The sequence below is a fragment of the Ensifer sp. ENS10 genome, assembly GCF_014852025.1.
GTDB lineage: Bacteria > Pseudomonadota > Alphaproteobacteria > Rhizobiales > Rhizobiaceae > Ensifer.
This window is the reverse complement of sequence record NZ_JACVAS010000016.1, coordinates 40,757-66,757: the sequence shown is the minus strand read 5'-3', so window position 1 is coordinate 66,757 and position 26,001 is coordinate 40,757. Positions and strand designations below refer to the sequence as shown.

Here is a 26,001-nt window from a genome sequence, read left to right as displayed (position 1 = left end):
GTTATCTGCTAGTCTCCTTTCGCAATGATGCGTCACTGCTTGAGCCTCCCCGATTTCGACCAGAACAGGATTCCCGGGTTTGGAGACGACCCTCTATCAGCCGATCAAGAGCTTTCTCGAAACCCGCGGCTACAGCGTCAAGGGCGAGATCGGCGGCTGCGACATGGTGGCGCTCAGCGATGACGAGCCGCCGCTTGTCGTCATCTGCGAGCTCAAGCTGAGCTTCAATCTCGAGCTGATCCTGCAGGCCGTCGACCGCGCCACCGCCGGCGACGAGGTGTGGATCGCCGCCCGTGTCTCGGCCAAAGGCAAGGGGCGGGAGAGCGATCGCCGGTTCCGCGATCTCTGCCGCAGGCTCGGATTCGGCATGCTGGCGGTCGCCGACAATGGCATGGTCGACGTCATTCTCGCAGCCTCCGCGGTAATGCCTCGCAAGAACAACAGGAAGCGGTCGCGCCTGATCAGCGAGCACCGCCGCCGCAAGGGCGACCCGACCGCCGGCGGTGCCACCCGTTCGCCGATCATGACCGCCTATCGGCAGCAGGCGCTTGCCTGTGCGGCCGCCCTGCAGAGCGGCCAGCAGCGCCCGCGCGACCTTCGCCCGGTCGCACCGGATGCCGCCAAGATCCTGCTCAGCAACGTCTATGGTTGGTTCGAGCGGATCGACCGCGGCATCTATGCCCTGACGGAGCTGGGAGCCGAGGCGCTTCGCCGCTGGCCGCCGAGCGAGGCGGCCACGACGCCGATCGTCGAGACATCCGAAGCATGACGCTCACCGGAGCCATCGTATGAACCCCGCCCTTCGTATCCTCTGTCTTGGTATTGCATGGCTGATGGTCGGGTTGGGTGTCATCGGCGCCTTCCTCCCCGTCCTGCCGACGACTCCGTTCTTGCTTTTGGCGGCGGGCCTCTTCGCTCGCGCTTCGCCGCGATTGGAGCAATGGCTGCTCAATCACCGCGTCTTCGGGGCCTCGCTGCGGCTATGGCGTGAAAAGGGCGCCATCTCCAAGCGCGCCAAAACCGGTGCGGTCAGCCTGATGGCCGCTAGCTTCGGACTCTTCGTTTTCTTCGGCAATCCAAGCCTGACGCTGGCCGCGATCGTCGCGGCGTCGATGGCGCTTCCTGCGCTGTTCATCCTGACGCGTCCGGCGGAGTAGCCATAAAGGCAGCGGGACAAGAACCTGCGCCGCCCACGCAGAAAAACAATACTTTTCTTCTCAGGAAATACTTGGTCGCGATCGAAAATGGCGAGCTCTTCTTAAGCATGCACTTCATGAGAGCGCGAATATTCATACTTAGTGTTTTTGTAAATCAAGATATATTTCGAACAACCCAAGAACAAAGTTGTACAAACGTGCAATCTTCAGAGCGAAGCGCTTTGCTCGGCTCTTTTGGCCGCCATTTTTCCGGCACCGCTACCGCAGCCATGCACCCGAGGCCGGCCGGGATACGCGGTCCTAGGCTGCACCGCTGGAACGTTTCATCGGTCGACGTCTGATGGCGCGAAAAGAGGATAGCACCGCGAATCTGGCGATTGGCGATTGACAAGCCGGTCGGGTTGGATCCATCTATTGCATTACAAAGGCAGCAATTCCTTAATAACGGAATACGTGGAGGAGCACATGCCTGACATGCTGGTGAGCTTGTATTCGCCGATCCTTGGCGAACTCGAGCGAAGAACCGAAACCGACAAGGCGACCATTCGGCCCGCCTTGCCGCCGGAAATGCGCCTGGTCATTGATTGGGTGCGGGAGAATTTCAGCGAGACCTGGGCAAGCGAGGTGGCTGTCGCCTTCACGCGCCGCCCCGTGGCATGCCTCATTGCCGTGGACGACGGCAAGCTGGTCGGCTTTGCCTGCTATGACACGACGGCGCCGGGCTTTTTCGGCCCGACGGGCGTCGATCCCGCAAGCCGTGGCAAGGGTATCGGCGTGGCGCTGCTCTCCAGTTGTCTCGACACCATGAAGACCCTTGGCCACGCCTATGCCTTCATCGGCGATGCCGGCCCCGTCGATTTCTACGCAAAGACCGTCGGCGCCGTGCCGATCCCGGCCCCCGACAAGGGGATCTACCAGGGCATGCTGCGCCGCCCTTCCAAGTAATTTCCACTATCGGAGCCTCCCAATGTCCTCGACCCCGCTTGCCCTCTTTGTCGGCATTCCCAATCCCACACTTTCCGACGACGAGTTCGCTCTGTTCCGCGAAACCAATCCGCTCGGCCTGTTCGTCGGCCGCCGCAACCAGCGCGAACCCGCGCAGACAAGGGCGCTGATCGAACGCTTTCGCGAAGCGGTTGGCCGCGAAGATGCCCCCGTCTTCACCGACCAGGAAGGCGGCCGCGTCCAGCATCTCGACGCCGGCCCCTGGCCGCTGTTTCGCTCCTTCGGCGAGTTCGCCGAGCTCGCCCGCCGCGATGTCGCCCTCGGCAAGAAGGCGCTTCGCCTTTCGAGCCAGGCCATGGGCACGATGATGAGCGAACTTGGTCTCACGAGCGGCTGCTCGCCGGTGCTCGACCTCGTTTTTGCAACCACCAGCTCGGTGATCGGCGCCCGCTCCTTCGGCGCCGATCCGGACTTCATCGCAGCGCTCGGCCGTGAGGTAGTCGATGGCCTGCTTGAGACCGGCAACATGCCGGTCATGAAGCACATCCCGGGCCACGGCCGGGCGACGCTCGATTCGCACAAGGAGCGGCCCATCGTCGATGCTTCGCGCGAGACGCTGACCGCTACCGACTTCAAGCCCTTCGTAGCACTTCGCGACACGCCCTGGGCCATGGTCGCCCATGTCGTCTATTCCGCTTTCGACAAGGAGCTGCCGGCATCCATCTCGCCGGTCATGCACGACGTCATCCGCAACAACATGGGCTACGACGGCGTTCTCGTTTCCGATTGCATCTTCATGGAATCGCTTCGCGGTACGCTGCCAGAGCGTGTCCGCCAGGTGCTCGACGCCGGTTTCGACATTGCGCTCCACAGCCACGGCACGCTCGCTGAAAGCGAAGCGGCAGCCAAGGCGGCAAGTCCGCTGACCGCCGCCGCCCAGAAGCGGATCGACGCCGGCAAGGCCCGTCTCGGCACGCTGAAGGTCGACGTGCGCGCGGCCCATGCGGAAGTCGAGGACATGTTCAACAGCGCCCTCGTCGCCTGACCAATCCGAAAATCAAAAGGGGAACTACCGTGAAAAAATCCATTCTCGGCGCAGCCACCGCGCTTGCCCTCCTCGCCGGCCCGGCGGCCGCCCAGACCGTGCTCACCGCCAACATCGAGCCGGCGACCACCTGGGTACGCAACTTCAACCCGTTCAATCAGACCTCGGCGCGCCAGAGCACGCTCGATTTCATCTACGAGCCGCTCGTCGTCTTCAATCGCTTCGACGGCAACAAGCCGGTCTTTCGCCTGGCTGAAAGCTTCAAGCTTGCCGACGACCTGAAGTCGATCGAGTTCAAGCTTCGGCCGAACCTGAAGTGGTCGGACGGCAAGCCGCTGACGGCGACCGACGTCAAGTTCACCTACGACTATCTGAAGAAGTTCCCGGCGCTTGATTTCGTCAGCATCTGGACCTTCATCACCGGCGTCGAGGCCGTGGATGCTGAGACGGTGCGCTTCATGCTCGCCAATCCGAGCTCGCTCGCAGCCGAGCAGCTGGCGCAGCTGCCGATCGTTCCGGAGCATGTCTGGAAGGACATCGCCGAGCCGGTGACCTTCGCCAACGAGACGCCCGTCGGCAGCGGCCCGCTGACCGAGATCCCGCGCTTTACCGGCCAGACCTACGACCAGTGCCGCAACCCGCATTATTGGGATGCCGCAACATTGAAGATCGACTGCGTGCGCTTCCCGCAGCTCGCCGACAACAACCAGATCCTGACGGCGACGGCCTCCGGCACGCTCGACTGGGGCGTTTCCTTCATCCCGGATATCGAGAACGTCTATGTCGCCAAGGACCCGGAGCACTATCACTTCTGGTACTCGCCAAGCAGCATGGTCGCCTTCCTGTTCAACCAGGAAACCGCGAACGAGAACAATCGTAAGGCCTTCAACGACGTGAAGTTCCGCCGCGCCGCCTCGATGGCGCTCGACCGCGGCACCATGGTTGACGTCGCCGGCTACGGCTATCCGACGCTCAACGAAGACCCGGCCGGCATGGGCGAACTTTACAAGAGCTGGGCCGATCCGTCGGTTGCGGCCGACTTCGGTAAATACGGCAAGTACGATGCCGACGCCGCCAAGGCGCTGCTCGACGAAGCCGGCTATGCCGACAAGGACGGCGACGGCTTCCGCGACAACCCGGATGGCAGCAAGATCGCCTTCTCGATCATTGTGCCGAGCTCCTGGACCGACTGGATCGACACGGTGACGATCGCGGCCGAAGGCCTGCAGGCGGTCGGCCTCGACGCCAAGATCGAGACGCCGGAAGAGGCTGTCTGGACCGGTAACCTCATCAACGGCACCTTCGACGCGGCGATCAACAGCCTGCCGGCATCGGCCTCGCCCTACTACCCTTACAAGCGCGCCTTCAGCGCTTCGGACAAGGGCAAGACCCGCTTCACCGCGCAGCGCTGGTTCAATCCGGACGTCGAGGCTCTGCTGACGGAGTTCACCCAGACCGCTGACCCGATCAAGCAGAAGGAAGCGATGAACAAGGCACAACGCGTCGTCGCCGAGAACATGCCCATGATGCCGGTATTCAACAACCCGAACTGGTACCAGTACAACACTAAGCGCTTCAAGGGCTGGGCGACGGCGGAAAACCCCTTCGTCAACCCGTCGATCACCCGCAACAACCCGGCGCGTCTCCTGCACCTGCTGGCGCTTGAACCGGTGAAGTAACCCGATCGCAGGCGCGGCGCTCTCACGGACGATGCTCCGGGAGGGCGCCTTGTCTTGATCCGGAAACAGTGGCGGACGCCCTTCGTCCGCCACGCGACCGTCCTGGCTTTTGCTCGTTCGGACGGTCCGACAAAAAGACAGCCCTGCCGCCTGACGCCCACATGCGGCGGCCGCAGTCGATGGAGTTCCCGATGGCCTTTCTGCTACGCCGCCTGTGCTTCTACCTGGCGGCCTTCGTCGCCGCGGCGACGATCAACTTCTTCCTGCCGCGGCTGATGCCCGGCGATCCGGTGCAGATCATGTTTTCGAGCGCCGGCGCCGAGTTGCCGCCCGAAAGCCTGCAGGCCCTGAAACTGACCTTCGGCTTCGTCGACGGCCCGCTCTGGCAGCAGTACCTCACCTATCTCGGCAGCATCTTCAGCGGCGATCTCGGTCGCTCGATCAAGTATTTCCCGCTGCCGGTGACGACGGTTCTCGGCAATGCGCTCGTCTGGACCGTGGGGCTGATGGGCACGGCGACGCTGGTAAGCTTCGCGCTCGGCACCTTCCTCGGCATTCTTGCCGCCTGGCGACGCGGCAGCCTCTTCGACGTCATCGTTTCCGTCGGCGCGATCTTCGCGACCTCGGTGCCGGCCGTCGTCACCTCGCTGATCGTCGTCTTCACCTTCGGCTTCACCCTCGGCTGGTTTCCGACCGGTTATGCCGCCGATCCGGCGCTCGATCCGGCTTTCTCGCTCACCTATTTCGGTAGCGTCATCTATCACGGCTTGCTGCCGATGCTGACGCTCTGCGCCGTTCTGACAGGCGGCTTCGCCGTGACCATGCGCAACAACATGATCAACCTGCTCGGCGAGGACTATATCGTCATGGCCCGCGCGAAGGGGCTTTCCGACACCCGCGTGATGCTCTGGTATGCCGCGCGCAACGCGCTGCTGCCGACCGTTTCGAGCCTTGCTATTGCCATCGGCACGGTGCTTGGCGGCTCGCTGGTGACCGAGGTCGTGTTCAACTACCCCGGTCTCGGCAACATTCTCTACCAGGCTATCCTCGCCCGCGATTACCCCGTCATCCAGGGACAGCTTCTGATCATGACCGCCACGATGCTCGTCGCCAACTTCGTCGTCGACATCAGCTATGTGCTGCTCGACCCGCGACTGAAGAGGGCTTGACATGAAGACCTCCTCCTTCCCGCTGATCCACAATCGCAAGGCCATGGTCGGCGCGCTGATCGTCGCCTTCATTCTGCTCGTGGCGATCGCCGCCCCGCTGCTGACTACCTACGACCCGAGCGCCCGCGTCGGCCGGCCGCACCAGGCGCCGTCGCTCGACCATTGGCTCGGAACCACCCGCATCGGCCAGGACGTCTTCGCACGCCTGATCTATGGCGCTCGTACCTCGCTTGCGGTCGGTTTCGGCGCCGGCCTTTTGATCACCGCCGTCGGCACCGCGCTCGGCATCATCGCCGGCTACCGCGGCGGCAAGGTCGACGAAGTCATCAGCTTCTTCACCAACATGGTGCTCGTCGTCCCAAACCTGCCGCTGCTGCTCGTGCTCGCCGCCTTCATCGGCCAGGCGAGCCCGTGGGTCATCGCGCTTATTCTCGGCGGCACCTCTTGGGCCTGGGGCGCACGCGTCACCCGCGCCGAAACGCTCTCGGTCAAGCAGAAGGACTATGTGAAATCCGCCGAGATGATGGGTGAGCCGCGCTGGCGCATCATGACCTTCGAGATCTTCCCCAACTTGATTTCGATTGTCGGCATCAACTTCATCGGCAGCGTGATCTTTGCGATCATCACCCAGGCAACGCTCGAGTTCCTCGGCCTTGGCGATCCCAAGGTCGTTTCCTGGGGCACCATGCTCTATGGCGCCCAGAAGGCCTCTGCCCTTTCGGTCGGCGCCTGGTGGGACATCCTGACGCCCTGCTTCGCGCTCGCCTTCCTCGGCATTGGCCTGTCGCTGCTCAACTTCGCGGTCGATGAGATCGCCAATCCGCGGCTGCGCACCGGCAACCGCCTCGGCCGCTGGTCGGCCCTTATCCGTTCCGGGGAGGGCCGCCTGTGACAGCGCCATTGCTTTCGGTCAAAAACCTGACCATCGACTATATCGGCGAGACCAACGACTTCCGCGCCGTCGACGACGTCAGCTTCGACGTTGCGCCCGGGGAAGTCTTCGGCCTTGCCGGAGAATCCGGCTGCGGCAAGAGCACGATCGCCTTTGCCATTAGCCGGCTGCACAGGCCGCCGGCGCTGATCCGCAAGGAGAGCGCCATCCTGCTCGACGGCCGCAACGTGCTCGATCTCGACCATAAGGGCCTTGCCGATTTCCGCTGGCGCGAGGTGGCGATGGTGTTCCAGAGCGCGATGAACTCGCTGAACCCGGTGTTGCGCATCGAGCAGCAGTTCTACGACGTCTTGAAGACACATAAGGGCATAAGCCGGGCCGCTGCGCGTGACCGCACTGCAGAAATGCTGCGGCTCGTCGATATTTCGCCGGACCGGATGCGCGACTATCCGCACCAGTTTTCCGGCGGCATGCGCCAGCGCATCGTGATTGCCATCTGCCTGGCGCTCGATCCGCGCCTCATCGTCATGGACGAACCGACGACGGCGCTTGACGTCGTCGTTCAGCGCGAAATCCTGCAGCGCATCAACGAGCTCCGGCGCAAGCTCGGCTTCGCCGTGCTCTTCATCACCCACGACCTCGGGCTGATGGTGCAGTTCTGCGACCGCATCGGCATCATGCTTGCCGGCAAGCTGGTCGAACAGGGCACCGCCGACACCATCTACCGGACGCCCGAACACGACTACACGAAGAAGCTCTGGGCCTCCTTTCCCTCGCTGCATGGAGGCGTTCTTCGATGACCGGCACATCCGCACCCATTTTGACCTTGGACAAGGTCAGCAAGACCTTTGGCAACGGACCGGGCGCCGTGCGTGCCGCGCGGTCGATTTCTTTTTCGCTCCATACGGGACGGGCGCTCGCCGTCGTCGGCGAATCCGGCAGCGGTAAGACCACCTGCGCCCGCATCGCCATGCGCGAATACGAACCGAGCGAAGGGCGGCTGCTCTTCAAGGGCAAGCCCATCGTTTCAGCGGAAAGCAAGGAGAACGCCGACTATCGCCGATCGGTGCAGATGATCTTCCAGGATCCGTTCGCCTCGCTCAACCCGGCCCACACGATCGCCTATCATCTGAAGCGGCCGCTGATGCTGCATCGCCCCGACATCAAGGGCGCCGCAATCGCGGAGGAGATCAAGGCGCTCCTGCGGCAAGTGAAGCTCGATCCCGATATCGTCGCGCCGAAGTACCCGCACGAACTCTCGGGCGGTCAGCGCCAGCGCGTCAACATCGCCCGCGCACTCGCGGCAAAGCCCGAGGTCATCGTCGCCGACGAGCCGACCTCGATGCTCGACGTTTCCGTGCGCCTCGGCGTGCTCAATCTGCTCAGCGAAATGAAGCGCGAGATGAACCTCGGCCTGCTCTACATCACCCACGACATCGCGACCGCCCGCTATGTGGCCGAGGATATCGCGGTGATGTATGCCGGCCAGATCGTCGAATGGGGAAATACCGGCAAGGTCATCGACAATCCGGCCCATCCCTATACCAAGCTGTTGCTCTCGGCCGTTCCCGACCCCGACATCCGCTTCGACGATCCGAACGCGCAAGTCAGCGCCTCCGAGGCAGACGAGACACGCCGCCGCTCGGCAGCGACGCAAGAGTCGATTCGCGAAGTGGAACCCGATCATTTCGTGCGCGCGGTCTAAAGCTCGGAACCACGCGCGCATCGCTCCAAAACAAAAAACGCCCCGCAATCCGCAGGGCGTTTTTGTTTGTCGTCGCGAGAGGCGCGACATAGTCGAGTTTGCCCGGCGCCCTCGTATGCGCCGGGCAAGGGAAAATCAGGCGGCTTCGCGCTTTGCGACGTCGGTCGGCACTGTCGAGATCGTCTTCAGGATCTGCGAAGCGATCTGGTAGGGGTCGCCCTTGGAGTTCGGGCGGCGATCTTCGAGGTAACCGCGGTAACCGTTGTTGACGAAGCTATGCGGAACGCGGATCGAAGCGCCACGGTCAGCAACGCCGTAGCTGAACTGGTGGATCGAAGCGGTTTCGTGCTTGCCGGTCAGGCGCATGTGGTTATCAGGACCGTAGACGGCGATGTGGTCGGCGCGGGCTTCGGCAAAGGCAGCCATCAGGTTTTCGAAATAGTCCTTGCCGCCGACTGTGCGCATGTATTCGGTCGAGAAGTTGGCGTGCATGCCCGAGCCGTTCCAGTCGGTGTCGCCGAGCGGCTTGCAGTGGTATTCGACGTCGATGCCGTATTTTTCCGTCAGGCGCTGCAGCAGGTAGCGGGCGAGCCAGATTTCGTCGGCGGCCTTGCGCGAGCCCTTGCCGAACACCTGGAATTCCCACTGGCCCTTGGCGACTTCTGCGTTGATGCCTTCATGGTTGATGCCGGCAGCCAGGCAGATGTCGAGGTGCTCTTCGACGACCTTGCGGGCAACATCGCCGACATTGCTGAAACCGACGCCGCAGTAATAGGGGCCTTGCGGCGCGGGGAAGCCGGCTTCCGGGAAACCGAGCGGGCGGCCGTTCTGATAGAAGAAATACTCCTGCTCGAAGCCGAACCAGGCGCCTTCGTCGTCGAGGATGGAGGCGCGGGTGTTGGACGGATGCGGGGTCGTGCCATCGGGCATCATGACTTCGCAGAGAACCAGAACGCCGTTCTTGCGCTCCGGATCCGGATAAACGGCAACCGGCTTCAGAACGCAGTCAGAGCTGCTGCCTTCGGCCTGCATCGTCGAGGACCCGTCGAAGCCCCAGAACGGCAGCTGCTCAAGCGTCGGAAAAGCATCGAATTCCTTGATCAAGGTCTTGCCGCGCAGGTTCGGGGTGGGCTTGTAACCGTCGAGCCAGATGTATTCGAGCTTAAACTTTGTCATTTCGTTCTCTCACATGACGCCAGGAATGGCTGGGTTCCGAAGCGGCTGGGCAATCCAGATCGGCTGCCCGACGACCGATGCCCGTTGAGAAGCATTAATCGTGCCAACTCGGGTTCAACGCCGAAAATCCAGAGAAATTTGCCTTTGGTCGCAGGCAGGAGGCCCGGCGAGCAGAAGCAACAGCGCAAGGAAAAAGCGAGTTGCGCAAAAAATAGGCAAAACCTGCCCAACTCCGCGGCAAAGCAAAGTGGCAAGGCTGAGATCAACGGCCCTTCCCCAGCAATCGCCGGCGATTGCCTCTAAAACGAGCAATCGCCTTCAGCACTCCGGTCTGCTCAGCCTGCGCGCCCGACACCGCATTGGCGCATGATCAGGGGCAGAATTTCGAAAAGCCGCTCATCCTCGCATTGGGAGACGTTGAAGCGCATGAAGCCGTTGGCCGTGCCGGCATGGGAAAAGACGTTGCCGGGCGCCAGCACGATCTCCCGCTGTAGCGCCTTCTGTGCCACGTCGGCCGCATCGACACCATCGGGCAAACGGCACCAGAGGAACATCCCGGCCTGCGGCTCGATCCATGGCTTGATGCCGATGGCACCGAGCCGCGCCGCCGTCTCGCTCATGCCGCGCGCCAGACGCTGGCGCAGCGCCTCCATGTGCTTGCGATAACTGCCATCCTTGAGCATCGAAAAAACCAGCTCCGCCGCAAGGCTCGGCCCGCCGAAGGTGGTGGCGATCTTCAGGTCGATGAGCCCTTCGATCCAGTCGCGCGGCGCGGCGATGAAGCCGCAGCGCATCGAGGCGGAGAGGGTCTTGGAAAAGCTGCCGATCTGTACGACACGATCGAGCCCGTCGAAGGCGGCGAGCCGTGGCGCCGGCGTATGCTCGAAATCCGCGAAGATATCATCCTCGATGATCGTCAGCCCCGCCTGCTCGGCAAGCTTGAGCAGCCGATGGGCGACGACAGGAGAGAGTGTCGCGCCTGTCGGGTTATGGAGAGCGGAATTGGTGATGTAGAGCCGCGGCCGATGCGCCGCCAGCACCTCGGCGAATTTTTCCAGATCGGGCCCCGAGGGCGTATAGGGCACGCTCACCACCTCAGCCCGGTGGGCGCGCAGCAAGGCATGGAAATTGAAATAGCAGGGATCGTCGACCACGACCGTATCGCCGGGCTCGAGCAGGAAGCGACAGAGAAGGTCGATCGCCTGCGTTCCCGATTCCGTCAGGATGATCTGATCGGGTGACGCCTCGACCCCATGTTCGCCGAGACGTCGTGCCAGAAGCTGGCGCAGCGGCCGATGGCCAAGCGGCGTTCCATAGTCCGTCAGCCCGCTCGCCTCCAGCCTGGCTGCGGACTTGAGCGCGCGGCGGATTGCCGTCTCCGGCATCCAGCTCGGCGGCAACCAGCCGCAGCCCGGTTTCAGCACGTTGTCGCCCGTTTCCAGCGCCTGGCGCGATACCCAGAGCGGATCGACGGCCCGGTCGAGCCGCGGCCCAATCTCGGCCAGCGACAAGGGCGCCAGCGGCGCCGAGACAAAGAAACCCGCGCCCGGTTTCGAGCGAATGACGCCTTCCGCCACCAGCCGCTCATAGGCCTCGACGACGGTCGATTTGGAAACGCGCATGGTCTTGGCGAAGGCGCGGATGGACGGAAGCTTCGCGCCAGGTGTGAGAACGCGCCCCGAGATCCGCTGCCGGATCGTCGCCATAACGCCTTCAAGCAGCGTTTCGCTGCCAATCCCAAGCTCCTGCATCGTCATCCGTACTGCCCAAACATCCATTACAGTTTGACGAAACTGTACCGTATTGTCTCTGGAAAGACCACCCTCTGCGGCCGATACAGACGAAAAAGGAGAATGCGATGGACAAGACGGCAGACGGTTGGATGAGCGGTTTTCTCGGGGTGCTGATCTTCAGCGGATCATTACCTGCGACCCGTGTCGCAGTGATGGATTTCGATCCGGTGTTTCTGACGGTGGCGCGCGCGGCGATCGCCGGCCTGCTCGCGCTCGCGCTGCTTCTCATCTTCCGTCAGCCGCGCCCTGCGCGGGCCGATCTCGTTTCGCTGGCGATTGTCGCCTTCGGCGTCGTGCTCGGTTTCCCGCTTTTGACCGCCCTGGCCTTGCAGCACGTGACCTCGGCGCATCTGATCGTCTTCGTCGGCCTGCTGCCGTTGGCGACTGCGATCTTCGGCGTGTTGCGCGCCGGCGAGCGGCCACGCCCGGCTTTCTGGCTTTTTTCCTCCCTCGGCAGCGCCGCAGTGGTGGGCTTCGCGCTGGTCCAGGGCTTCGCCGCGTCGCCCATCGGCGACCTCCTGATGCTCGGCGCCATCATCCTCTGCGGCCTCGGCTACGCCGAGGGCGCCAGCCTCTCGCGCAAGCTTGGCGGCTGGCAGGTCATCTGCTGGGCGCTGGTCCTGTCGCTGCCGATCATGCTCGCGCTCACGCTCTTCACGCTGCCTTCCTCCTTCGCGACGGTCACGCATGGCGCCTGGACGGGCCTCGCTTATGTCTCGGTGTTCAGCATGCTCGTCGGCTTCGTCTTCTGGTATCGCGGCCTCGCGCTCGGCGGCGTTGCCGGCGTCGGCCAACTGCAGCTTCTGCAGCCCTTCTTCGGCCTGGCACTTGCAGCGACGCTTCTGGGAGAGCCGGTGAGCTGGGCCATGCTTGCAACCACCGGCGCCATCGTGGTCTGCGTCGCCGGCGCCAAGAAGTTCGCGAAATAGGCAGCTTCACACGTTAAGGGCGGTGCCGGCAGAGAAACGGCCTCGCCCGCTCTAAAGGCGGTCGAGCTTCAGCCGCTCGCCGAGCAGATCGAGAAAGTAACGGATTTTTGCCGAAGGGCTCCGCCCCTCGAGCCAAAGCGCGTGGATCGGCACCGGAGCGGGCTCAAAGTCTTCAAGGACGATTTCGACCTTGCCCGCGTCGATCAGGTGCTTGATCTGCCAGAGCGGAGAGTAGCCAAGGCCGAGACCTACCTCCACCGCCGAGTAGATCGTGTTCATCGAATTCGTGCGAAACGCGCCGGTGACTTTGACCGCACGAGCCCGACCGTCGATGGTGAACATCCAGGCGCCAGGTCGCTCGTCGCCCGTGCGCGTGACACAACGATGCTCGGCCAGTTCCAGCGGATGTGAAGGCCGACCGAAGCGCGCGAAATAGGAGGGCGAACCGAAGACGACCCGGCGAAGCGCACCCAGGCGTTTGCTTGTCAGTCCCGAATCCGCGAGATCCCCGATCCGCACCACGAGGTCGAGCCCGCTCCCGGCGAGGTCGACGAACGCATCGGAAAGGTCGAGGTCCACCTCGACCGCAGGATACTTCGCCATGTATTCGGCGATGATTGGCATCAGGAACCGCGGCGCAAACAGATTGGGCGCCCCGAGGCGCAGCACGCCTGACGGCTCGGACCGGCGCTGCGCCGCCTCCTCGCGCGCCTCGTGGATCTCCTCCACCGCCGGCTTGATGCGCTGATAGAAGCTCTCGCCCGCCTCGCTCGGCATCGAGCGGCGGGTCGTGCGATGCACCAGTTCAACACCGACGTCGTCCTCAAGCATGGCGAGCGACCGGCTGACGGTCTGGAGCGGGCGCCCCAGCCGTTTCGCAGCCGCCGTCAGGCTACCCTGTTCGACGATCGCCATAAAGGCTTCCAGATCTTCGATGCGGCTCATGCGATAATCCCGTTTTCCGGGAGAATAAATCACATTTCACGTCGATTGTCCGCCGCCTTGTGCCTCATTAGCTTGAAGTCATCACTTCTCGGCGGCACGAAAGGCAGACCCAGATGAACCAGCGCTCCAATACGATCCTCGTTGTCGGCGCCACCGGTCGCTTTGCCGGTCTCGTCGTTCCGGAACTGGCGCGGCGCGGCGCCAAGGTTCGCGCCCTGATCCGCGATGAGACGCATGGCGCGCTGGCGAAATCGCTGGGCGCATCCGAAATCGCGATCGGCGATCTGCGTGAGCGCGGCAGCCTCGACCGGGCACTCGAAGGCGCTGCCGGCGTCTTCCATATCGGGCCTGCCTTTGCCCCGGATGAAGCGGCGATGGGCGTGTCGATGGTCGATGCCGCCGTGCGTACCGGCGTCAGCAAGTTCGTCTTTTCCTCGGTCATCCAGCCGACCCATGTCCGGCTGAAGAACCATGCGGCCAAGATGCCGGTGGAGGACGCGCTCTATTCGTCACCGCTCGATTACACCATTCTGCATCCCGCGAACTTCATGCAGAACCTCCGCCCGGCCTGGCCAAGTGTGCTTGCAACCGGCACCTTCGCCGAGCCGTTCCCGACGACGGCGCGTATCGCCCGTGTCGATTACCGTGATGTTGCCGAAGTTGCGGCAATTGCATTGACCGAAGACCGCCTCGCCTATGCGACGCTCGAGCTCTGCGCCGACGGACGGCATAACCGCGAGGAAATCGCCCAGATGATGACCGGGGCGCTCGGGCGGCCGATCATTGCCGGAGACATCGGGTTTCACGAATGGGCAAAGCCGATCGCGGCCACATACACCGACCACCAGTTGGAACTGCTGGCCAAGGTGCATGCCCATTACTCGGATGTCGGTCTCGGTGGAAACAGCCTGACGCTCCGCGCGGCGCTTCAGCGCGAACCCCGCAGCCTTCTAAGCTTCATCCGCGAGTTGGCACGGGCCTCGCGGCAAGGTCCGTCCGGCGCCGTTCCTGCCGGCCGATAGCCACTCTCCTTCTCTTCAAAATCCCGGAGTATTCCTATGCCAAAGAAGCTTCCTCACCGGTACCAGCCGATCGTTATGCCGCTGGTTCTCTCAGCCCTGATGTCGGGCATCGTCTCCTTCGTCTCAACGGCCGCCGGCAATGGCTTTCAGCCCGACCTTCTCGCGCTGTGGGTAAGGGCTTGGGCCTTCTCCTGGCTCGTCGCGTTCCCGAGCCTGCTCGTTGCCCTCCCGGTGGTGCGCCGAATCGTGGCGGCGACCGTCGAGCCGCCGCGCAGCAACTGACACGCCTTTGCCGACTGCCTCATCGTCTCTCTGCCCGAGCCAGCTTTTCTGAAGCCACGGATGATTTTTAGGATACCTAAAAGCGATTGACAGGAAATTGGGCCGCGCCCTAGCTTGAGGAGAGACTATAAGGGGAACAGACAGTGACGACGGAACATGCCAGCGGCGCATCTACCGGCGAGGCAGAGGCGCCGTCGCTCGGCGATCGCCTGCGCCAACGGCGCAAGACGCTGAAGATGACCCTTCAGGAGGTCGCCGACGAGGCAGGCTTTTCCGTTGGTTTCATTTCGCAGATCGAGCGTGGCATCACCGTCCCGTCACTGACCTCGCTGATCGCCGTCTGCCGGACGCTGAAGGTCGAGGCGGGAAGCTTCCTCAACCCACCGAAGGTGGCGACACCGTTCACCCGCCGCGAACACCGGCCGATCTATGGGCTCGGCGGAGAACGCGGCAACGCGGTCTCCTACGAACGCCTCTCCGCGTCCTTCCCCGGCAATGTACTCAGAAGCACCATCATCCACGAACCGCCGGGCCACCGCAGCGAGCCGATGTCGCACGAGGGTGAAGAGATCTTCTTCATTCTCCAGGGGGCTTTGACGCTGGAGGTGGACGGCGAACGCATGGTGCTGGAAGCCGGCGATTCCGCCCACTTCCCTTCGCTGCGCACCCACACGATGTGGAACCACACGAAAGAGCCCACCACCATTCTGCACACCTGCACCATGGATGTGTTCGGCGACGGAGATCCGTCGGGAAGCCCTGCCGACAGCCTTGCGGTGACGCGGGCCGACAACCGGCTGACTGCCACCAGCAAGACGTGACCTTTAGGAGCGTCTGGGGCCCGACAGGTCGAGCCACCCAACGCTAAGGCAACAGCACCATGGCACCCGTCGTCCGGCGTCCCTCGAGCCGGCGATGCGCCTCGGCCGCCTCCGAAAGCGGCAGACGCGCGTGGACGGGGATCTTGACCGCGCCGCTCGCGACGACGTCGAAGAGATCCTTGCTCATGGCAAGCACGTCCTCGCGGCGTGCCAGGTGCGCCGGCAGCAGCGGCCACGTGGCGTAAAGCGATCCTTTTATCGCCAGCGTCGTGATGTCGAACGGCGGGATCGGGCCGGAGGCGGCACCGAAACTGACGAAGTGACCGAAGGGGCGCAGGCTGTCGAGAGAACCTTCGAATGTCGCCTTGCCGATGCCGTCGTAGACGACATCGACGCCCTCGCCTTTGGTGATCTCGCGGACATGGTCGGCGAAACCCGAACTGCTGTAGTCGATCACGTGGTCTGCGCCATTGGCCCGCGCCAGCCTGGCCTTTTCAGGTGAGCCTACGGTGCCGATGACCGTTGCGCCGAGGTGCTTCGCCCATTGCGTCAGGATAAGGCCGACGCCGCCGGCAGCCGCATGGACGAGGACGGTGTGGCCAGCTTCGACACGGAAGGTGCGGCGCAGGAGATATTGCGCCGTCAGGCCCTTCAGCATCATCGCCGCACCCGTCTCGAAGTCGATATCGTCAGGTAGATGCACGAGGAAATGGGCCGGCACATTGTGCTCTTGCGCGTAGGCGCCGAGCGCCTCGGCATAGGCGACCCGATCGCCGGGCTTGAAGCCTTCGACATCAGGCCCGACCGAGATCACCTCACCCGCCCCTTCCTTTCCGGGGATGAACGGCAGTTGCGGTGGCGGGTAGGAGCCGCGGCGCAGGTAGACGTCGACGAAGTTGACGCCGATCGCCCGGTTGCGCACCCGGACCTCGCCGGGGCCAGGTTCGCCGAGTTCGACGTTTTCATAGGCGAGCACGTCAGGCCCGCCGTGCTGATGCACGCGGATTGCTTTCATGGATTTGCTCCTCTGGTTGGGAATCGTGGCCGCAGGGCCGTGGCAGTGCCTAGTCGATGGTGGGTGCCGGCTTGCTCGTCTTGGGCATGCGGATCGAGCGCTCCTTTGTTCTCACACCTGATAAATAGCCACACGGCAGTTCCCCGTATAGACTGATATCGATGACAACAGAGTTCAAAGATTATGATATCTGATCGGATCGGCATCGACCTGCTGCGCGCCTTTGTGGCGGTCTGTCGACAAGGCAGCTTGAACCGCGTCGCTACCCAGACCGGCCGCACCCAATCGGCGCTCAGCATGCAGATGCGCCGGCTCGAAGATCTGCTCGGCCGCCAACTCTTCAACCGCACTGGTCGCGGCGTCGTGCCGACGCCCGAGGGCGAACTGTTCCTGGGATATGCGACCCGCATGCTGGCGCTCGGCGACGAAGCGGCCGCGCGGCTGCGACAGGCCGATCTCAGCGGTGGCGTGCGGGTCGGGCTTGCCGAGGAAGTGGCGACGACGGCGCTGCCCGAGGCTCTCGGGCGGCTGCGGCGCGGCTATTCGGAGATCCGGCTCGACGTGGTGGTGGAGCAGTGCGTAGCGCTCGGAAGGACCTGGCCCGAAGGTGAACTCGACATCATGGTCGTGCCGACCTCTGTGGTCACGGCCGACGCCCTCACCGCCTGGAACGTCGAACTGCAATGGGTCTGCGCCACGGACTATGCGTTCGACGAGACACGGCCGGTCGACCTCGTCGCCTTCGCAGCGCCCTGTCTTTGGCGCCGGCGCATGATCGAGACGCTGGCGGACCAGGGCCGGGAACACCGGATCACCTTTACGAGCCAGAGCATCACGGCGCTTCAAGCCGCAATCGAGAATGGGCTCGGCATCGGGTTGCTTCCACCAGAAGCCATGAGAGCGGGCACGATGCGGGCGCTCCCCGCTTCGTCAGGCGTTCCGAAGCCGCTTGCCGTCCAATACGGGCTTTTCGCCAGGGATCGCCGCACAGCCGTCGTCGATGCGGCGATCGGCGTGCTGCTCGAAGCCCTGCCGATCACATCAAGAACCTAGCGTTCCGTTGCCGCGTTGAAACGGCGAAAGGCGCGAACCGGTTGAAACACGCGGCTCCGGCTGGAGATCACGCGCCCCAGGTCGTCTCCAGCACGCGGATCCAGTTGCGGTGGCAGATCTTCGCAAGTGCGGCGTCGTCATAGCCGCGTGTGCGCAGGAGATCGACGAGCAGCGGCAGATCGGCCGCGCTGCGCATGGCGGCCGGGATCGTCGTGCCGTCGAAGTCCGAGCCGAGCGCGACGTGTTCGATGCCGATACGCTCGACGATGTAGTCGATGTGATCGGCGAGCAGCGTCAGCGGCGTATCCGGGTTCCTGACGCCGTCGGCGCGCAGGAACAGGACGCCGAAATTGATACCCGCGAGCCCGCCGGTATCCTTGATCGCGTCGAGCTGACGGTCCGTCAGGTTGCGGCTGTGCGGGCAGAGCGCATGAACGTTGGAATGCGACGCCACCAGGGGCGCCTGCGACAGCGCGGCGATATCCCAGAAGCCCTGCTCGTTCATGTGCGAGAGATCGAGCATGATCTTCAGCTCGTTGCTGGCGCGAACCAGATCCTTGCCGGCCTCGCTGAGGCCCGGACCGATATCGGGCGAAGAGGGAAAACGGAAAGGGACGCCATAGGCAAAGATGTTCGGCCGGCTCCAGACGGGACCAAGCGTGCGCAGGCCGGCGGCATGGAGCACATAGAGCGCGTCGAGATCGGCACCGACGGCCTCGATGCCCTCGATGTGCAGCACCGAGGCAAAGGCGCCCTTGGCCATGGCGTCGCGGATATCGGCAGCACTGCGGCAGATCTTCAGCCGCCCCTCGGACTGGCGCTCGATCCGCATCAACAGGCTCGCCATACCGAGAGTAGCTTCGAGAGCGGTTTCCCGATCGGGCGTCGCAAAGTCGCCGCTGCCGTCCTTGGCCAGGCCCGGCGAAGCCACGTAGACGGCACAGAGACCGCCGGCAAGGCCGCCCGTCTCCGCCTTGTCGAGATCGATGTGTCCGGTATCGGCGCCGTCGAGAAAGCGGCGTTCCGGCGCGCCGCCCGGCGAACGCCAAAGCCGCGACAGCACGTCGTTATGTCCGTCAAAGACCGGGATTTTCGCTTGGGTCGCCAATTCTGGATCGCCTTCTCAACCTGTTGTCCTGTGCGCGACTCATAGATAGTCGCGGACGGACCATAGACATTGGGTGCGGGAACCGCACCCTTTTTCCCTGCCGCCCTAGCCCAATGCAGCCATGCCGGGCAAATGCAAACCGTGCATAGGCCCTGCCGGAAATGGAATTGGCAGCGCATGCTGCTGTCGTGCTTAGTCAGAAAACGCGCGCGGCAACACCCCGCGAACAGGACGGAGAATGGACATGACGAAGCCGGCATCGCTGGATTGGCAAGCCGCCGAAGCAACCGCGAGACGCCTGACCAGACAATGGGCGGCGGACGAGCCGGGCGGCGGCGTCATCGGTTTCGACGCATCCGGAATCTGCTTTTCGCATGCGGGCGGCGTCGAGAGCCTCGCCACGTTTGCGCCGTTCACGGTCGACAGCGTCGTGCGTTATGCATCCCTCACCAAGCACGTCTTTTCGGCAATGGTGCTCGCGCACAGCGATCTGATAGGCCTCGACGATCCGCTCGGCCAACACCTTCAGGAATTGCGTTCGCCGCTTGCCGAAGTGACGGTTGGACAGGCGCTCGACATGAGCGGCGGCCTGCCGGATACACGCGAATGCCTGTCGCTACTGGGCCTTTCCGTCTACACGGAAACCAAGGCCGGAGCGCTGCTCGATTACATTTCGCGCCTTGAGCGGCTGAACTTCGCGGCAGGCACCGAGGTCTCCTATTCGAACACCGGCTATCGCCTCGTCGAAGCGGCGTTGGAGCGCAGGGGATTCGGCTTCGACGATTTCGTCCAGCGCGAGCTCTCAACGCCACTCGGTATCGCGCTGAAGGCGCCGGACGTCTGGAACGACCCGGTGAAGGACCTCGTTCCCGGCTATTGGCACTCCGGCGAAAGCTGGCAGCTTTCCGCCGCCGGCCTGCACATTTCCGCGTCGGGTAGCCTGACCGGCAGCGCTCGGGCGCTCGCCACTTGGCTGCAGGCCCTGCTCGGCGACGAAGGTCGCTTCGCCGGTCTTCTGCAGAAATTGCAGGCGACCCGGTTTCTTGCCGACGGGCGACCGACGGGTTACGGCCTGGGCCTGCGCAAGTCCTGGCTCGGCCCGCGTGAATTCGTCGGCCACGGCGGCTCACACCCCGGCTACAAGACCTATTTCCTGCTCGATCCCGAAACACACGCCGGCTTCGTCGTCGTTTCCAACCGCGAAGATACCAACGGTTACAAGATAGCGCTCGAAAGCATGGCGGGGCTCACCGGGCTCACACTACCGGCTCCCGTGACCGATCTCGGCGACGGTCTCTACGTGACGGAGACCGGCCCCTGGTGGATCGAGATCAAGGGCAGCACCTGCACCTATCTCGATGCCGACGAGACGCTCTATGACGACGGCGAAGGCTGGGTCTCGTCGCGCTCTGCCTCATCACCCCTGCGGCTTCGCCGGGATGGTTCCGCCCTTGTCGGCGAAGTCGGCCATGCCGCAAGGCGCTTCCTTCCGGCGGCGGCGCATGAGCCGGTTCCGGCGTCGCTTTCCGGTGTCTGGCACTCGGACGAGGGCGCGGAATTCACAATCGAGAACGGCACGGTCTTGATGGGCATCGGCCCTGTGCGTCAGGCCAGGACGCTCAATGCACTCGGCAACGGCCGCTTCCTGTTCACCTTGAACGACGGCCCGTGGGTCAAGCGCATCTGCCTGCATATGCTTGCGCCCGACCGCCTCGAACTGGTTTCGAGCCGCGCCCGCATGATCGAATATCGCCGCCGCGCCTGATTTTTCTTGATGACACGTGGGCGCTGCCGCAAAGAAGCCTGTCCCGCGGCGACTGGCTGAGCGGACTGGACTTCCGGAGTGCATGTCGTGGAAATCAAATGGCTTGAAGACTTTCTGGCACTCGCCAGCACGCTGAACTTCTCCAAGGCGGCGGACCAGCGTCACGTCACCCAATCCGCTTTCAGCCGCCGCATCCGGCAATTGGAGGCCTGGCTGGGCGCAACGCTCGTCGACCGGGCGACCTATCCTTCGCGCCTCACCGAAGCCGGCGTGAAATTCGTACCGGTGGCGCAGGAAACGCTGAAACAGCTTTATCAGGCGAGGCGCAATCTCCAGCAGGAAGAGGGCTCCGACGCCCGCACCATCAAGCTGACGGCGCTGCACACGCTCTCCTTCACCTTCTTTCCGGAGTGGATGAGCCGCGTCAACGCCAAGATCGGCCCGCTCTTCTCCAGGCTTCGTCCGGACTCCGGCAGCATGGAGGAGAACCTCAACTCGCTCGTGGACGGCGAATGCGACTTCCTGCTCACCTACGCACACACCCAGGTTCCGCACCTGCTCGACCCACAGGCCTTCGAGCATCGCGTGCTGGGTCATGAACGCATCCTTCCGGTCTCGGCCGCCAGCAAGACAGGTGCGCCAAAGCACCTACTCGAAGGCGGGGCGAAGCCCTTTCCGCATCTGAGCTACGAGAAGTTGTCCTTCTTCGGCCAACTCCTCGACGAGCTGATAAGCCCCAATTTGCCGCCGGCGCAAAGGGTGCACGAAGGCAGCATGTCCGTGGGATTGAAAGCCATGGCCGAAGCCGGCTGGGGCATCGCCTGGGTTCCCGAGAGCCTGATGACGGACGAATTGGCGAGCGGCTCCCTGGTCCGGGCAGCCGAGCCTCGCTGGGACATCAGCGTCGAGATCCGCCTCTATCGCGCCAGGGAGAACCGCCGCCCGATCGTCGGGCGTGTCTGGCAGAGCCTTGAGGCTGTCGCCTAGGCGACAACCCAGAAACGGCGCAACCTAGATCGCCGTCCGCCGTGCGTGCTCCAGATAGAGCTCGCGCAGACGCTTGACGATCGGGCCTGGTGCACCTGAGCCAACAGGCTTGCCGTCGATCCGGGTGATCGGCGCGACGAAATTCGAGGCGCTGGTCAGGCAGGCTTCGCGGGCGTTCAACGCCTCGTCGAGCGTGAACGGCCGTTCCTCCAGCGTCAGCCCCTGTTCGCGCGCCAGCGCCAGTGCGGCAAGCCGCGTGCAGCCCGGCAGCGTCGCCTGGCTGTTGCCGCGGGTGACGATGCGGTTGTCCTCGGTGATGATATAGGCGGTGGAGGAAGCGCCTTCGGTGACAAAGCCGTCTTCGATCATCCAGGCCTCGTCGCAGCCTTCGGCCTTAGCGATGCGCTTGGCGATCACCTGCGGCAGCAGGCACACGCTCTTGATGTCGCGGCGTGCCCAGCGCTGGTCGGGCACGGTCTTGATCGAAAGGCCTTTCTCCGTCGCAGCGACGCCCACCAGTGTCTTCTCCTGGGTGAAGAGCAGTAGCGTCGGCTTGATATCCTCCGAGAACAGGAAGTTCCGGTCTTCGGCGCCGCGGGTGAGCTGGAGGTAGACGATGCCTTCGACAAGATCGTTGTCTCGCACCAGCCGCTTTTCAATCGCGACGATCTCCTCGGTCGACACCGGCAGCGGCACATCGATTTCACGCGCCGAGCGTTCCAACCGGGCCATATGCGGCGCGCTGTCGATCAGCTTGCCGTCAAGAACAGCGGTCACCTCATAGATGCCATCGCCGAAGAGGAAGCCGCGATCGAAGATTGAGAGGCGCGCCTCGTTCTCCGGCAGAAACTCGCCGTTGAGATAGACTGTACGAATGGGCAGCTGGGGCATGGGGGCTCCGTAAGAGTTAGGTTTGGTGTGCAGCCGTGGATCGCCACACCGCTCGCGATCCAGGCGCAATGATCACGGCTCGCTCAGGGCGCGAAGCCTTTCGAGCGAGATCGCTTCGACCGTGCTCGGCTTGCCGTTCGCGGCGTTGAAGCCGTGCGTCGTTCGGGCCATGGTCAGCGAATTGAGGATGGCCTCCTCGGTTGCCTCGATGGCCGCCTCGAAGAGCGGCGACATCAGGTCGTTCGGAAGGTCCGGGTAATCCGCAATCGCTGCCCGCCGTGCCTTCGTTCGACGAACGGATGGCGCCGTCGAGAAGGCAAGCGCATAGTCGCCGGAGCCGTTGCTGAGTGCTGCCCCAGTGCGGGCAAGGCCGCCAAAGCCGCGCTCGGCGAGACGCTTGAGATTGCGCGCGGAGAGCGGCGCGTCGGTGGCGATTACGATGACGATGGATCCATCCCGGTCGTGTGCCGCCGGCGCATCATAGGCACGACCGCAGACGGTGAGCCGCCCGCCATAGTTGGATTGAACGAGCACGCCGAGCGTGAAGATTTCCCCGGCCGCGTTGACGCGGCGCGAACTGGTTCCGATGCCACCCTTGAGGCCGAAGGCCACCGTGCCGGCGCCGGCGCCGACAGCACCCTCCTCCACGGCACTAGTCTTCGCGGCGCCGAGGGCCGCGCCGATCTCGTCGATCGTCGGGCGGCCGGCACGAATGTCGTTGAGGCGGGAATCGTTGGTCTCGCCGACGACCGCGTTCAGCGACACGACCTTCTCGTTGCCCGGTTGCGCCAGCGTCCAGCGGTTGATTGCCTCGATGGCCCGTCCCGTCGCCAGCGTATTGGTGAGAACGACGGGTGTTTCCAGCTCACCGAGCTCCTCGACCTGGGTGGATCCTGCGAACTTGCCGAAGCCGTTGAGCACCGCAAGCGCCGCGGGCACCTTGCCCTGAAACAGGTTGCCGCCATGCGGCAGGATGGCGGTCGCGCCGGTGCGGATGCGATCCCCCTCGACGACGGTGGCATGACCGACCGCGACGCCCTCGACATCGGTAATGGCATTCAACGGGCCGGGTTCATAGACGCCCGGCCGGAAGCCGAGGTCCCGAAGTCGCAAGCATTTGATATCTACCATTTTTTCCGTCATTTCCTTGCCCGTCGACCCGATCGCGAAACAGACGTTTCGTCGCGGGGCACCCTACCTTTATCGTTGGCAAAACGGCATCTCAAAAATGGAATAGTTTCATGAGTAGCCTGCAACGCCGGCGGATACATCGACGGCCCGGGATCATGGCGCAAGGGCCGATCGCGCCGTCAAGTTCTGAGACGTCAGCGCGCGGCGCAGGTCACGAAGCGGCCTGCTCCATCGCCGAGGTGAGGCTTCGCGAATGACTTGGCGGTGCACCCATGATCTTGCGGAAGGCGCGGCTGAACGAGGCCTCGGAATCGTAGCCGAGGCGGTTGGCGACATGGGCCACGCGCTTTCCTTCACGCAGCCACTGATGCGCCTGGTGCATGCGCATGCGCGCCACGTAGCGGGCCGGCGTCTCGCCGACCGTATCGGCAAAGCGCTGGGCAAAACCCGAGCGCGATGCGCCCATGAGCTTTGCCAATTCCGGCACCGACCAGTCCTTGGTCGGATCGAGATGGATGGCGGCAAGAACGCGACCGACCTCCGGATGGCGGACCGCGGCCAGCCAGCCGGTCGCGGTGCCGCAGCCATGTTCTACCCAAGCACGGATGATCGTTGCGGTCAGCACGTCGGCAAGCCGCGCCAGGATGCCGCCGGAACCTACGCGCTGCATCGCCGCCTCGCGCGTCATGGTATCGAGCAGCGATGGGATCGACGGTTCGCTCGACGCGAGATCGCTCGTGCGCATGACGGACGGCATCAGCTGGAGGAGAGGATGCAGTCGGTCGACGTTGAACTGCATGACCGCGAAGAACAGAAGGTTCTGGCTGTCCGAATTGGGACATTGCACATCGACGATGCCGTCGCAAAGCTGCCGTTTCGGCAGATCGCGGATCGAGATCGCCGGAAGGCCGGGCTTGCTGGCAAGCACATGCGCGTCACCGCGCGGCAACAGCACAGCATCGCCCGGCGCAAGCTCCATCCAGGCGCCGTCGGGCGTTTGCAGATGGGCGGAACCGGATGCGAGAAAATGAAAACGCGCAGGTTCCTGCGCGGGATAGGAGGTTGCCCATGGCGCACAGGGCTGGCAACGCCCATATTCCACTCCGTCGAGCCTCAGGCCGCGCAGGATGTCAGTGAGCGCATCAGTCATGGACCACTCCAGCTTTGGACAAACGGCATAGTGTTTTGGATTTTCTAGCATAGAAACTCCAGTTGGCCATGCATATTTTCATCCGAACCACAATGGAGATGAAAGTCATGGATGGTATTGTCGCCAAGCCCACGGGACATGCGGATGAGCGAGAAAAGCCCTTGTGGGCGGCCGTCGTGTCCCTGTCGCTTGGGGTTTTTGGCTTGGTCACGGCGGAATTTCTGCCGGCAAGTCTTCTGACGCCGATGTCCGCCGATCTCGGCGTCACCGTCGGCGCGGCCGGTCAGTCGGTCACCACCACGGCCGTCGTCGCGGCCATCGCCGGTCCGGCGATCGTCGTCTACACCGGGCGCTTCGACCGGCGGAACGTCCTTCTGACCCTGACCGCCCTTCTGGTGATTTCGAGCCTGATCGCTGGTTTTGCCTCAAGTCTTCCGATGCTGCTTGTCGCGCGCTTGCTGCTCGGCATCGGGCTCGGCGGCTTCTGGGCGCTGTCGCTGGCGCTCGCCATGCGGCTCGTTCCCGCCCGGCTGATGCCGCGGGCGATGGCGATCATCATGTCGGGTGTGTCGATCGCGACGGTCTGCGCGGCCCCGGTCGGCGCCTGGATCGGCGCGACGCTCGGCTGGCGTTATGCCTTCCTGCTCGCTGCCGGCGTCGGCATCGTCACCTTCATCGTGCAGGCGCTGACGGTTCCCCGCCTTCCGCCTGTCGGGACGACCGGCCTCAACACGATCCTCAACGTACTGAAGCGTCCGGCGATCCGGCTCGGCCTTGCGACGATCCTCTTGGTCGTCACGGGTCACTTTGCCGGCTTCACCTATGTTCGCCCGTTCCTTGAGCAGGTGCCGCAGTTCGGTGTCGAGGCGATCACGGCGATCCTGCTCGCCTTCGGTATCGGCGGATTCTTCGGCAATATTGCCGGCGGGTTCCTGGCCGAGCGCAGCACGCGGCTGTCGATGATGTCGGCCGCAGCCGGCGTCGCTGTCACCACTCTGACGCTGGCGCTTGCCGGCGTACTGCCCGCCGTCGCCATTGTTGCCACGGCCGCCTGGGGCTTCGCGTTCGGCGCGCTGCCGGTCAGTGTGCAATCGTTCCTGAGCCGCGCCGCCGGCGACGAGGCCGAAGGTGCGGGAGCAGCAACGCTCACGACGTTCCAGATCGCCATTTCCACAGGCGCGATCCTCGGCGGCCTTCTCGTCGAACTTCAGGGACCCGCAGGCGTCTTCCTTTTCGCCGCGGTCGCAGCAATGCTCGGCACGTCGCTGGTCTCCGTCTATCGCGAACGGACGCTGCAGGCTGCGGAGTAGCCGACCAAGATCAGGGCGGGAGTGGCAACTC

The 26,001-nt window shown here is 63.8% G+C and carries 25 protein-coding genes; 17 read left to right on the top strand and 8 right to left on the bottom strand.

The genetic code is table 11. From position 1 onward, the window contains the following. The first annotated feature begins 79 nt into the window (after nt 1-79). The 9 genes from IB265_RS33785 to IB265_RS33745 all read left to right on the top strand — a co-directional run bounded on the left by IB265_RS33785 (nt 80) and on the right by IB265_RS33745 (nt 8,592). Nucleotides 80-769, top strand: coding sequence for a DUF2161 domain-containing phosphodiesterase (locus IB265_RS33785; RefSeq protein WP_112994105.1), 690 nt, complete (start codon nt 80-82; stop codon nt 767-769). Between the two features lie 19 nt (nt 770-788). Then, nucleotides 789-1,157 carry a YbaN family protein gene (locus tag IB265_RS33780; RefSeq protein WP_057255494.1) on the top strand — a complete coding sequence of 123 codons (369 nt, stop codon included), beginning with the start codon at nt 789-791 and terminating at the stop codon, nt 1,155-1,157. A gap of 465 nt (nt 1,158-1,622) precedes the next feature. Next, complete coding sequence (locus IB265_RS33775) at nt 1,623-2,102, top strand: GNAT family N-acetyltransferase (RefSeq protein ID WP_057255493.1); 480 nt, start codon at nt 1,623-1,625, stop codon at nt 2,100-2,102. A gap of 22 nt (nt 2,103-2,124) precedes the next feature. After that, a complete protein-coding gene (locus tag IB265_RS33770) occupies nt 2,125-3,147 on the top strand; it encodes a glycoside hydrolase family 3 N-terminal domain-containing protein (protein ID WP_112994104.1) in 1,023 nt (340 codons plus the stop codon). Between the two features lie 29 nt (nt 3,148-3,176). Next, nucleotides 3,177-4,826, top strand: coding sequence for an ABC transporter substrate-binding protein (locus tag IB265_RS33765; protein ID WP_112994103.1), 1,650 nt, complete (start codon nt 3,177-3,179; stop codon nt 4,824-4,826). 191 nt (nt 4,827-5,017) lie between these two features. Continuing rightward, nucleotides 5,018-5,995 carry an ABC transporter permease gene (locus IB265_RS33760; protein ID WP_057255563.1) on the top strand — a complete coding sequence of 326 codons (978 nt, stop codon included), beginning with the start codon at nt 5,018-5,020 and terminating at the stop codon, nt 5,993-5,995. A 1-nt stretch (nt 5,996) separates the two neighbouring features. Continuing rightward, nucleotides 5,997-6,887: an ABC transporter permease gene (locus tag IB265_RS33755; RefSeq protein WP_057255491.1), complete on the top strand. Its 891-nt coding sequence runs from the start codon at nt 5,997-5,999 to the stop codon at nt 6,885-6,887. Continuing rightward, complete coding sequence (locus IB265_RS33750; protein ID WP_057255490.1) at nt 6,884-7,687, top strand: ABC transporter ATP-binding protein; 804 nt, start codon at nt 6,884-6,886, stop codon at nt 7,685-7,687. The genes IB265_RS33755 and IB265_RS33750 overlap by 4 nt, the downstream gene beginning before the upstream one ends. Next, nucleotides 7,684-8,592 carry an ABC transporter ATP-binding protein gene (locus IB265_RS33745; protein ID WP_113132975.1) on the top strand — a complete coding sequence of 303 codons (909 nt, stop codon included), beginning with the start codon at nt 7,684-7,686 and terminating at the stop codon, nt 8,590-8,592. Before IB265_RS33750 ends, IB265_RS33745 begins: the two co-directional genes overlap by 4 nt. A gap of 135 nt (nt 8,593-8,727) precedes the next feature. Here the strand turns inward: IB265_RS33745 and IB265_RS33740 are convergent, their stop codons facing one another. Both IB265_RS33740 and IB265_RS33735 read right to left on the bottom strand, forming a co-directional pair. Continuing rightward, nucleotides 8,728-9,768 carry a glutamine synthetase beta-grasp domain-containing protein gene (locus tag IB265_RS33740; RefSeq protein WP_112994101.1) on the bottom strand — a complete coding sequence of 347 codons (1,041 nt, stop codon included), beginning with the start codon at nt 9,766-9,768 and terminating at the stop codon, nt 8,728-8,730. A 335-nt stretch (nt 9,769-10,103) separates the two neighbouring features. Then, complete coding sequence (locus IB265_RS33735; RefSeq protein WP_112994100.1) at nt 10,104-11,546, bottom strand: PLP-dependent aminotransferase family protein; 1,443 nt, start codon at nt 11,544-11,546, stop codon at nt 10,104-10,106. Between the two features lie 80 nt (nt 11,547-11,626). On the opposite strand from IB265_RS33735, the gene IB265_RS33730 reads away from it, so the two are divergent. Beyond that, nucleotides 11,627-12,490, top strand: a complete 864-nt coding sequence (locus tag IB265_RS33730; protein ID WP_112994099.1) for a DMT family transporter — start codon at nt 11,627-11,629, stop codon at nt 12,488-12,490. A 51-nt stretch (nt 12,491-12,541) separates the two neighbouring features. Here IB265_RS33730 and IB265_RS33725 read toward each other — a convergent pair whose 3' ends face one another. Beyond that, complete coding sequence (locus IB265_RS33725; protein WP_057255485.1) at nt 12,542-13,435, bottom strand: LysR family transcriptional regulator; 894 nt, start codon at nt 13,433-13,435, stop codon at nt 12,542-12,544. Nucleotides 13,436-13,548: 113 nt separating this feature from the next. Between IB265_RS33725 and IB265_RS33720 the strand changes: the two genes are divergently transcribed. The 3 genes from IB265_RS33720 to IB265_RS33710 all read left to right on the top strand — a co-directional run bounded on the left by IB265_RS33720 (nt 13,549) and on the right by IB265_RS33710 (nt 15,560). Then, nucleotides 13,549-14,457, top strand: a complete 909-nt coding sequence (locus IB265_RS33720) for an NmrA family NAD(P)-binding protein (protein ID WP_113132976.1) — start codon at nt 13,549-13,551, stop codon at nt 14,455-14,457. A 36-nt stretch (nt 14,458-14,493) separates the two neighbouring features. Further along, entirely contained in the window at nt 14,494-14,739 is a 246-nt protein-coding gene (locus tag IB265_RS33715) for a DUF2798 domain-containing protein (RefSeq protein ID WP_112994098.1), read from the top strand. A gap of 143 nt (nt 14,740-14,882) precedes the next feature. Continuing rightward, the gene (locus IB265_RS33710) at nt 14,883-15,560 is read left to right on the top strand and encodes a helix-turn-helix domain-containing protein (RefSeq protein WP_210334667.1); all 678 of its coding nucleotides are present in this window, start codon (nt 14,883-14,885) and stop codon (nt 15,558-15,560) included. 43 nt (nt 15,561-15,603) lie between these two features. Here IB265_RS33710 and IB265_RS33705 read toward each other — a convergent pair whose 3' ends face one another. Next, a complete protein-coding gene (locus tag IB265_RS33705; RefSeq protein WP_112994097.1) occupies nt 15,604-16,575 on the bottom strand; it encodes a quinone oxidoreductase in 972 nt (323 codons plus the stop codon). Between the two features lie 183 nt (nt 16,576-16,758). Here IB265_RS33705 and IB265_RS33700 point away from each other — a divergent pair, with 183 nt between their 5' ends. Next, entirely contained in the window at nt 16,759-17,628 is an 870-nt protein-coding gene (locus IB265_RS33700; protein WP_192495992.1) for a LysR family transcriptional regulator, read from the top strand. A gap of 67 nt (nt 17,629-17,695) precedes the next feature. Here IB265_RS33700 and IB265_RS33695 read toward each other — a convergent pair whose 3' ends face one another. Beyond that, on the bottom strand, nt 17,696-18,736 hold the full coding sequence (locus IB265_RS33695; RefSeq protein WP_192495991.1) for a dipeptidase: 1,041 nt from the start codon (nt 18,734-18,736) through the stop codon (nt 17,696-17,698). 244 nt (nt 18,737-18,980) lie between these two features. Between IB265_RS33695 and IB265_RS33690 the strand changes: the two genes are divergently transcribed. Then, nucleotides 18,981-20,501 carry a serine hydrolase gene (locus IB265_RS33690; protein ID WP_192495990.1) on the top strand — a complete coding sequence of 507 codons (1,521 nt, stop codon included), beginning with the start codon at nt 18,981-18,983 and terminating at the stop codon, nt 20,499-20,501. Nucleotides 20,502-20,588: 87 nt separating this feature from the next. Then, nucleotides 20,589-21,488 carry a LysR family transcriptional regulator gene (locus tag IB265_RS33685; protein ID WP_192495989.1) on the top strand — a complete coding sequence of 300 codons (900 nt, stop codon included), beginning with the start codon at nt 20,589-20,591 and terminating at the stop codon, nt 21,486-21,488. Nucleotides 21,489-21,512: 24 nt separating this feature from the next. Here IB265_RS33685 and IB265_RS33680 read toward each other — a convergent pair whose 3' ends face one another. The 3 genes from IB265_RS33680 to IB265_RS33670 form a co-directional block, all read right to left on the bottom strand. Continuing rightward, the gene (locus IB265_RS33680) at nt 21,513-22,379 is read right to left on the bottom strand and encodes a D-amino-acid transaminase (protein ID WP_112994092.1); all 867 of its coding nucleotides are present in this window, start codon (nt 22,377-22,379) and stop codon (nt 21,513-21,515) included. A gap of 72 nt (nt 22,380-22,451) precedes the next feature. Next, entirely contained in the window at nt 22,452-23,510 is a 1,059-nt protein-coding gene (locus IB265_RS33675; protein WP_112994091.1) for a P1 family peptidase, read from the bottom strand. A gap of 211 nt (nt 23,511-23,721) precedes the next feature. Further along, nucleotides 23,722-24,660, bottom strand: coding sequence for an AraC family transcriptional regulator (locus tag IB265_RS33670; protein WP_112994090.1), 939 nt, complete (start codon nt 24,658-24,660; stop codon nt 23,722-23,724). Between the two features lie 107 nt (nt 24,661-24,767). On the opposite strand from IB265_RS33670, the gene IB265_RS33665 reads away from it, so the two are divergent. Then, complete coding sequence (locus IB265_RS33665) at nt 24,768-25,970, top strand: MFS transporter (protein WP_057255475.1); 1,203 nt, start codon at nt 24,768-24,770, stop codon at nt 25,968-25,970. The last annotated feature ends 31 nt before the right edge of the window (nt 25,971-26,001 follow it).

What these genes read in the sequence shown, in the direction of transcription:
- IB265_RS33745 (WP_113132975.1), top strand. Translation starts at nt 7,684, where the DNA reads ATGACCGGCACATCCGCACCCATTTTGACCTTGGACAAGGTCAGCAAG.
- IB265_RS33770 (WP_112994104.1), top strand. Translation starts at nt 2,125, where the DNA reads ATGTCCTCGACCCCGCTTGCCCTCTTTGTCGGCATTCCCAATCCCACA.
- IB265_RS33755 (WP_057255491.1), top strand. Translation starts at nt 5,997, where the DNA reads ATGAAGACCTCCTCCTTCCCGCTGATCCACAATCGCAAGGCCATGGTC.
- IB265_RS33670 (WP_112994090.1), bottom strand. Translation starts at nt 24,660, where the DNA reads ATGACTGATGCGCTCACTGACATCCTGCGCGGCCTGAGGCTCGACGGA.
- IB265_RS33720 (WP_113132976.1), top strand. Translation starts at nt 13,549, where the DNA reads ATGAACCAGCGCTCCAATACGATCCTCGTTGTCGGCGCCACCGGTCGC.
- IB265_RS33680 (WP_112994092.1), bottom strand. Translation starts at nt 22,379, where the DNA reads ATGCCCCAGCTGCCCATTCGTACAGTCTATCTCAACGGCGAGTTTCTG.
- IB265_RS33740 (WP_112994101.1), bottom strand. Translation starts at nt 9,768, where the DNA reads ATGACAAAGTTTAAGCTCGAATACATCTGGCTCGACGGTTACAAGCCC.
- IB265_RS33675 (WP_112994091.1), bottom strand. Translation starts at nt 23,510, where the DNA reads ATGGTAGATATCAAATGCTTGCGACTTCGGGACCTCGGCTTCCGGCCG.
- IB265_RS33715 (WP_112994098.1), top strand. Translation starts at nt 14,494, where the DNA reads ATGCCAAAGAAGCTTCCTCACCGGTACCAGCCGATCGTTATGCCGCTG.
- IB265_RS33700 (WP_192495992.1), top strand. Translation starts at nt 16,759, where the DNA reads ATGATATCTGATCGGATCGGCATCGACCTGCTGCGCGCCTTTGTGGCG.
- IB265_RS33775 (WP_057255493.1), top strand. Translation starts at nt 1,623, where the DNA reads ATGCCTGACATGCTGGTGAGCTTGTATTCGCCGATCCTTGGCGAACTC.
- IB265_RS33705 (WP_112994097.1), bottom strand. Translation starts at nt 16,575, where the DNA reads ATGAAAGCAATCCGCGTGCATCAGCACGGCGGGCCTGACGTGCTCGCC.
- IB265_RS33735 (WP_112994100.1), bottom strand. Translation starts at nt 11,546, where the DNA reads ATGGATGTTTGGGCAGTACGGATGACGATGCAGGAGCTTGGGATTGGC.
- IB265_RS33690 (WP_192495990.1), top strand. Translation starts at nt 18,981, where the DNA reads ATGACGAAGCCGGCATCGCTGGATTGGCAAGCCGCCGAAGCAACCGCG.
- IB265_RS33760 (WP_057255563.1), top strand. Translation starts at nt 5,018, where the DNA reads ATGGCCTTTCTGCTACGCCGCCTGTGCTTCTACCTGGCGGCCTTCGTC.
- IB265_RS33780 (WP_057255494.1), top strand. Translation starts at nt 789, where the DNA reads ATGAACCCCGCCCTTCGTATCCTCTGTCTTGGTATTGCATGGCTGATG.
- IB265_RS33725 (WP_057255485.1), bottom strand. Translation starts at nt 13,435, where the DNA reads ATGAGCCGCATCGAAGATCTGGAAGCCTTTATGGCGATCGTCGAACAG.
- IB265_RS33665 (WP_057255475.1), top strand. Translation starts at nt 24,768, where the DNA reads ATGGATGGTATTGTCGCCAAGCCCACGGGACATGCGGATGAGCGAGAA.
- IB265_RS33730 (WP_112994099.1), top strand. Translation starts at nt 11,627, where the DNA reads ATGGACAAGACGGCAGACGGTTGGATGAGCGGTTTTCTCGGGGTGCTG.